The sequence below is a fragment of the Myxacorys chilensis genome (assembly GCF_059505265.1).
In genome coordinates this window covers 1-7,159 of record NZ_JCACKG010000143.1, presented here as the reverse complement: position 1 = coordinate 7,159, position 7,159 = coordinate 1, and the positions used below count along the sequence as shown (strand labels likewise).

Annotated in this window: 7 protein-coding genes and 1 pseudogene; 6 read left to right on the top strand and 2 right to left on the bottom strand. The window is 74.1% G+C overall.

Annotation, left to right across the window (positions count from 1 at the left end):
• Window positions 1-56 precede the first annotated feature (56 nt).
• On the bottom strand, window positions 57-416 hold the full coding sequence (locus AC5JLB_RS10590) for a trypsin-like peptidase domain-containing protein (RefSeq protein WP_495873798.1): 360 nt from the start codon (window positions 414-416) through the stop codon (window positions 57-59).
• A 353-nt stretch (window positions 417-769) separates the two neighbouring features.
• Between AC5JLB_RS10590 and AC5JLB_RS10585 the strand changes: the two genes are divergently transcribed.
• From AC5JLB_RS10585 to AC5JLB_RS10560, 6 genes and pseudogenes are all read left to right on the top strand, one after another.
• A complete protein-coding gene (locus tag AC5JLB_RS10585; RefSeq protein ID WP_495873797.1) occupies window positions 770-1,501 on the top strand; it encodes a hypothetical protein in 732 nt (243 codons plus the stop codon).
• Between the two features lie 3 nt (window positions 1,502-1,504).
• Window positions 1,505-2,047: pseudogene (locus tag AC5JLB_RS10580) on the top strand (hypothetical protein); the annotation flags it as partial.
• Window positions 2,048-2,802: 755 nt separating this feature from the next.
• On the top strand, window positions 2,803-3,324 hold the full coding sequence (locus AC5JLB_RS10575; protein WP_495873796.1) for an ATP-binding protein: 522 nt from the start codon (window positions 2,803-2,805) through the stop codon (window positions 3,322-3,324).
• 1,644 nt (window positions 3,325-4,968) lie between these two features.
• Window positions 4,969-5,868: a hypothetical protein gene (locus AC5JLB_RS10570; protein WP_495873795.1), complete on the top strand. Its 900-nt coding sequence runs from the start codon at window positions 4,969-4,971 to the stop codon at window positions 5,866-5,868.
• 165 nt (window positions 5,869-6,033) lie between these two features.
• Entirely contained in the window at window positions 6,034-6,543 is a 510-nt protein-coding gene (locus tag AC5JLB_RS10565) for a hypothetical protein (RefSeq protein WP_495873794.1), read from the top strand.
• Window positions 6,543-6,710, top strand: a complete 168-nt coding sequence (locus tag AC5JLB_RS10560) for a hypothetical protein (RefSeq protein ID WP_495873793.1) — start codon at window positions 6,543-6,545, stop codon at window positions 6,708-6,710. The genes AC5JLB_RS10565 and AC5JLB_RS10560 overlap by 1 nt, the downstream gene beginning before the upstream one ends.
• A 35-nt stretch (window positions 6,711-6,745) precedes the next feature.
• On the opposite strand, the gene AC5JLB_RS10555 is transcribed toward AC5JLB_RS10560, so the two are convergent.
• Window positions 6,746-7,159: aldo/keto reductase (locus tag AC5JLB_RS10555; RefSeq protein ID WP_495873792.1), on the bottom strand; the 414-nt coding region annotated here is incomplete at its 5' end.

The window sequence follows — 7,159 nt, the reverse complement described above, 5'->3', positions numbered from 1 at the left end:
CTGCGTCCGCGACGAAGCCGCCCTGCGCGGCGCCGGAAGGCGGAGATCGAGCCAGATCAGCGCGTCGATCCGCCCGCCGCGCAGCGACCGCCAAGCCGGGCCCAGCGCGCCGACGATCCCGAGCGCGGCGAGCGGCCCCTCCGGACCACGACCGAGCGGGGGGCCAGTTCCCCGACCGCCGCCGGACTGCCGCCGAGGGAGGTCGGGGGCGGCGTCGCGCCCTCGACCCGCAGGAGGGCCACATCGGTCGAGGGATCGCGCCCGATCAGCGTCGCAGGCGCCTCGGACCCGTCGGCCCAGGTGACCGAGAGACCCGTCTCGGCCTCGAGCGCCTCCTCGGCTTTCACGACGAGGCCCTCGCGCCAGAGGAAACACTCGCCGCGGTGCCGCTGCCTCGGACGGACACCCTGTCGCACGAGATCGCCCGGGCGGTGCTCGAACGGGTGCCGGCCGGGGCGGACCGGGCGGCGCGGCCTCCGTCGCGGCGCGGCTGTCCGAGGTCTCAGCCGCGCGTCTGCTGGGGCGTCTGGTCCTCGCTCCGGAGCCCGGATGGCCTCCGGAGGCGGAGGACCTCCTCGCCCGCCTGATCGAGGCCTGCCAAGCAGACCCCCAACCGCATCCGGCCCGCGAGGCGCTGGCCCTCGGCCCCCCTGCCGCGCAGCCCGGGACAATCCCGGAGGCGGTCTGCCGTACCGTCACCCTCGCCTGCCTCCCTGTGGCCCTGGTCGCCGTCCGTGCCACGTCCCCACCGCAGCGCGGACCAGAGGCCTTGGCCGCCCATCTCGCTCCTGAAGCGCGCGCTCGCCTGTCGGAGCCCGCGCGATCCCTGGCCCTGGAGGCTGTCGAGCCCCTGCTCGCCGCCGCGCCGCGCCCCCGCGAGGTCGCCGCCCGCCTGGCGCGGGCGCTCGACCGATCCCGGCCGCGCCGGACAACGCCCGCCCGCGCCGGCCGCGCACCCACTGCCCTTGTGCCGCTCGCCTCCCGCGTCGCGGGGCTGGCGCTCCTGATCCCGGCGGCCCTCGCGCAGGGCGTGGCCGAGGCACTGCCGCCCGCCGCGATCCACTGGGTGCTGGCGGCAGCGCTCGGCCCCGACAGGGAATCAACAGCGCGGCAGGACCCGCTCCTGGGCGCCCTCGTGCCCTTCGATCCCCGCGACGGGCCGCCGCTCTTTCCACCGGTCCCCGACCGCCTGCGCGCCTGCATTCCGGAACCGCACCGGGACGGCCGGGCCCTGGGCGAGGGCGCGGCCGCCTGGGGGGCCTGTCTCGCCCATGCCTTCGCCGCCCGCCTCACCGGGTTCGAGGGCAGCTCCCTCCCCTATCTCCGACGCCAGTTCCTGGCCCGGCTCGGGCGCCTCCACGCCGAAGGCAGGCTCTGGACCCTCGCGCTCGATCCGCTGCCGCTCGGCGTCGTGCTGCGGCTCTGCGGGCTTCATGGCTGGACCGGGGAGCTCCCCTGGCTCGACGGGCCGCGCCTGCGCCTCCAGGTCGAGGAGGGCTGAGCCATGGGCGGGACCGCCCCTCCCAAATCCGCCCTCCCGGCCATCGACGCCGCCGCCTTCCTCGAACAGGCGCTGGCCGTACTGGCGCTGCGGCTCAAGCACGAGGTCGCGCTCATGCGGGCGCTGCGCAGCGACGCGCGGCAGGAGGCCTTCCTGGGCCTGTTCCCGACCGAGGGCGTCGCTCAGGCCATGCTCGACGAGCTGTCGGGGCGGATCGGCCTTGAGGCCGGGCTCGAGTCCCTGGCGGAAATCGACCGGATCGAGGCCGAGTTGCGCCGCATCCGGTCGGGCGACCCCGAGCTGATCTGGAACCGCCTCGCGCGCGCCTTCCGGCTGACGGCGCCCGAGCTCGACCTCCTCCTTCAGGCCGCCGCCCCGGCGCTCGATCCCCGCTTCGGCCGCGTCTACGGCTTCGTCAACGACGACATGGGGCGCCGGCACCTGACCCTGCCCCTGGCGCGGCGCCTCCTCGACGGGCATGGCCTCGACCTCCTCTCCTTGCGCCACTGCCTCTCGCCCGAGGCGCCGCTGCGCCACCGCGGGCTCCTGCGCGTGACCGAGGCCGGCGCCTTGAGCGACGCCGCGCTCACCGCCCCCGACGACCTGATCGACCTCCTCCTCGGGGGCGGGGCCGATCCGCTGCAGGGCGCGCCCGTGGACGAATTGCGGGGCCTCGACCCGGGACCGGGCGAGGCGGGCCTCCTCGTCCTCGTCGGGCGCAACTGCGGCGGGGCGGCGCTGCGGGCCGCCGGCGACACCCCGCTCCTCAGGATCGAGGCCGCGCGCGTCGCCCATCTCGACGAGGCCGCGCTGGGCGAGATGCTCCGGACCCTGCTGCGGCAGGCGCAGCTTTCGGGTCGGCTGCCCTACCTCGCCGGCTTCGGGACGGCGCCCCTCGCGCTGCGGCTCCGCATCGCCCGGCTGGTCGATGCGCCCTGCGTGCTCGACGCCCCGCGCCGGGGGCTCTGGGCCGAGGCCGGCCTCGACGTCCCCGAGACGGAGGCCGCCCCCCTTTCCGCCCCGGAGGCAGCCCGGCTCTTCGAAGGGGCGCCCGTCCTCGCCGGGCGGGACCGCGTGCCGTTCCTCGACCGCCTGCGGCTCGCCGACCGCTACGAAGGGGCGCCCGAGGGGCTCGGCCCCGCGCTCCGCGCCCGGGCCGCCCGCGGCATGGGCGGCGTGGCCGAGCCGGTGGACAGGGCCTTCGGCTTCGAGGACCTCGTGCTCGCCCCCCAAGCGCTCGACCAGCTCCGCAGCTTCGTATCCTGGCACCGCCAAGCCCCCCCATCCTGCGGGACTGGGGGATGGGCGCGGTCTTCAACCGCCGGCCCGGCAGCGTCGCCCTGTTCCGCGGACCGCCCGGCACCGGCAAGACCATGGCGGCTTCGGTCGTGGCCAACGCCATGGGCACGCCGCTCTACCGCGTCGATCTGGCCGGGCTCATCTCCAAATACATCGGCGAGACCGAAAAGAACCTCGACCGCCTGTTCACCGCCGCCGACGCCACCGATGTGGTGCTGTTCTTCGACGAGGCCAATGCGCTCTTCGGCAAGCGCGCCGAGGTCAGCGACGCCCACGACCGCTACGCCAACGTGGAGACCTCCTACCTCCTCCAGCGGATCGAGTCGCAGAGCGGCCCGGTGATCCTGGCCACCAACCTGCAGGACAACATCGACCCGGCGTTCCTGCGCCGGATCGACATGGTGGTGGACTTCCCTGCCCCCGGCCGCGCGGACCGCCTCCGGCTCTGGGAACGGCTCCACGCCGCCGGCGCCCCCGTCGCGCCCGACCTCGACCTGCCCTTCCTCGCCGAACCTTCGACCTGACCGGGGGCGAGATCCGGAACGTGATCCTCGCCGCCGCGCACGCCGCCCGCGACAGCGGCTGCATCCGTATGGGTGAGGTGTTCCGCGTCCTGGCACAGGAACTCCGGAAGCTCGGCCGCCCGTTGCGCAAGCAGTTTTTCGGCTCCCGTTACCACCACCTGCGGGACCTCCCGGGATGAGCGACTTCGCCACCGACCTGTTCTGGGAGGAGGCGCGGCAGCCCGAAGGCCTCGCACCCGCCCGCGAGGACAAGCGGCTCGCGGAGGGCTGGCGCGAGCGGGAGAGGCGCCCCTTGCCCGTGGAATCGCCCTCCGAACGGCTGCAGCGGGTCGCCGGCAACGCCGCCCTGGCGCGCGAGGCCGAGGCCGAGGCCCGCCACCTGCGCGAGGCCGTCCGGCAGGCGCCGGCCGCTCCGGCCCCGAAGGACGGACGGACCCGTCGGGAACGGGACGCGCCCCGGCCCATGTCGAAGCCCGAGGAGGAGCGCCCCGATCCGGCAAGGCAGGCCCGGGATCAGGCCGTCGCCAAGGCCGCGGCCCGCGCGCCAGACCCGGCCAAGGAGGCGGCGGTCCGAGCGGCGCTGCTGGGCCGGACCGTCGCCGCCTTGGCCCCTGATGGCGACGCCCGCCGCCCCCACCGCGACCCCGGCGCCGCCCGTCCCGGCGACCCCGGAGCGCGCCCCGGCCGAGCAGGCCCCCTCGCCCGAGCTCGGCAACGCCACCTTCGGGCTCCTGGCCGACGGCGGCTTCATGGCGCGGCTCAGGGCGGGGATGCGCCTGAGCGCGGCCGACCTCGGCTCGGCCGAGGGGGCGGACCTCTCCGCCCTGCCGCAGCCGGTGCCCGGCCTTCGCCTCACCCGCGCGAAGTGGTCCGCGCGGCACAGCCGCCTCGAGGTGGACGCGAGCCTCGCGATCCCCCTGTCGAGGCGGCGGACCTCAAGATCCACGTCAACCGCGAGGGGAAGCCGAGCTTCTCGATCGCCCGCCTCGCCAGGACCCTCCAGGTCCCCGCGCTCGGGAACCCGCGCCTGTCCCCGTCGATGTCCGAGGATGGGGTCCTGGGCGGATCGGCCACCGTCGCCGCCGCCAACCTCACGCCGCGCGGCCTGCGCAGCCTGACTGTCACCGGTGGCAGCGAGCTCGCGCTCCAGAACGGGCGGTCTCCGGCAAGGTGGACGCCACGCTCGCCTATGCGAAGCTCGGGTCGGGGAAGTTGCACCTCGCCTTCGACGAGGCCGGCCGGGTGACGGGAAACGGCTGCCTCAGCGTCACGCCCCCTTTCCTGAGCGAGGCCCGCCTCGACCTCGCCCTGACGAGGGCGGCAACCTCGGCGGCACCCTGACCGCCGCGATGACCGAGGCCACCTCCCCCATCCCGGCCCTCTCGCTCACCGCCGGCACGCTGACCGTGACCTACGCCCACGGCGCCGTCTCGGGGTCGACGGTGTCGTCTCGGGCTCGCTGACGCTCGATGCCAAGGCCTTTCCCGACGCCCTGCCGATCAAGTCCGACCGGATCACCGCCACCCTCGCCGAGTCGGGACGCGTGGCCTCCGACGGCACCGTGGCGGTGGCGCTCGGCCCCGCCGGGAACGGCCAGCTCACCGCCAGCTACTCCGAGGCCGGGAACTCGCGCTTTCGGCCACGATGACCCTCGCCGTGCCCGGGCTGCAGGGCGCGCAGGTCCAGGTCTCCTACGTGGAGGGTGACCTCTCGAGCGAGGCGCAGGTCCCCGTCGACCCCTCCCTCCTCCCCGGCGTCAGCGGCAACGTCGCGGTCCGCTACAGCCAGGGCCTGTGGTCGGGCGACACGGAGCTCGCCTACGCCGCCGACGACGGCAAGCTGTCGGGCCGCGTCCGCATCACCGTCGCCCAGACCGAGGAGGGCGCCCTCCAGGTCGGCGGCTCGGGCGAGGTCGAGGCGCAGATCGCCCCGCGCCTGCAGGGGATGCTCACCGCGGCGATCCTGCCCGAAGGGGGCGTGGACGTCTCGGGTCGGATCACCGTCACGGAGCCCTTGGAACTCTTCCCCGAGAAGACCTTCGACAAGGAGCTGTTCAAGTACTCCCAGAACATCCCGCTCTGGGCGATCCTCGTTGCGGTGATCCGGGTGCGCGCCGGGCTGTGCGGCGGCATCGGCGCGGGCGTGTTCCGCAACATCGTGGTGGAAGGCTCCTACACCATCGGCAGCGAGGCCGCCGACCCGACCTTCTCGATCACGGGCGAGATGTTCATCCCCGCCTATCTCGAGGCCTACGTGGCCTTCGGCGCGGGCCTCGGCCTCGACGTCGTGATCGAGGAACTCACCGGCGGGATCGAAGGCGTGGCGACGGCCGGCCTCTACGGCGCCATCTCGGTGGCGCCCGAGCTCAGCTACGCCGACGGCGACTGGGGCATCGAAGGGGTGGCGGCCCTCGCCGCCGGGGCCAAGCTCAAGATCGGCCTCAACGCCTGGGCCGAGGTCGAGGCCTTCTGGGTCACGATCTGGAAGGAGACCTGGGAGCTCGGCGAATGGGTGCGGGACGTCGGGCCCGAGCTGGGCCCGTAGGGATCAACATGACCGCCGATCCCCTGGGCCCCGACCACCCGCTCGGCAGCGAGGCCGGCGGACAGGACGCGCACATGAGGATGCTCCCCAACCGATCCGGCGCTCTACCCGGCGACCACCGACCGCTAAATCCGAGGCCACCTGCTCAACTACGACCTCGGTGGCTTGGGGAAGGACTACAACCTGTATCCGATCACCGCCCAAGCCAACGCGGAGCACTTCCGGCTCGTGGAGAAGTCGGTGAAGGCCTGGGTCAACCAGGACAAGTACTGGACCCGCTACATGGTCAAGGTCCGCTCCTCGGGCAAGCTCGTCCCGCTCAAGACCGGCACGCTCCACGCCATCGAGTCCGTCGTGGACACCAAGGCCGAGCTTCTCGACCTGACGCTGAAGCCGGTGAAGACCGAGATCGGCCACATCGTCTCGCGCTTCGACACCTCCCTCTTCAAGACGGGGGCGGACAGCGGGCTCGACGCCACGGAGACGGTGTCCGGCTCCACCTCCACGGTCGACGACGCAGCCGGCCTCGCCGGGCTCCAGGCGCGGGCCATCGACCTTGCCACGACGCCCCAGACGGTAGGCGGCGGGGCGAGCCCGGTCTTCGGCGCGCTCATGTACGCGACGTCCTCCGGGCCCACGGGAAGTACGGCCGCGCCAAGGCCGCCGAGAAGCTGATGTCGAACACCGGCTTCGGCGAGCGGTCGCGCGAGGTCCTCGACGCCGCCTACGACGACATGAAGGGCAAGGAGGACAAGACCATCCACGCGCTCAAGACCGACGACCTGCCGGTCTTCACCCGGGTAGCGAACAGCTGGGCGCAGTTCCGCAACGCGATCACCTGACCGGCCGCGGGCGCCCTCCCGCCGGCCTCGGCCCCCTAGCCCAGCCTGTAGTCCCGGTTGGCCTCCGGGTCCTCGTCCGAGGCCGGCACCGCGGCCAGCTCGCGCCACAGCTCCTCCGGGATCTCCATGGCCGCCCAGTCGAGCGTCTCCGCCACCCGCTCGGGCTTCGTCACGCCCACGATGGTGGAGGTGACCCGCGGGTCGCGCAGGGAGAACTGGAGCGCCGCAGCACCCACCGGGACACCGTGGCGCGCGCAGGCCGCCTCGATCCGGCGGACGGGCTCCAACTGCTCGCCGCTGGCCTCCTGATAGGCGATGCGGGGCATCACGGCGCTGCCCTTCGCCAGCACGCCGCTGGCGTAGGGGGCCGCGTTGAGGATGGCGATCCCCTTCGCATGGGCCTCGTCGAACATCGCGTCGGCCGACCGGTTCAGCAGCGTGTACCGGTT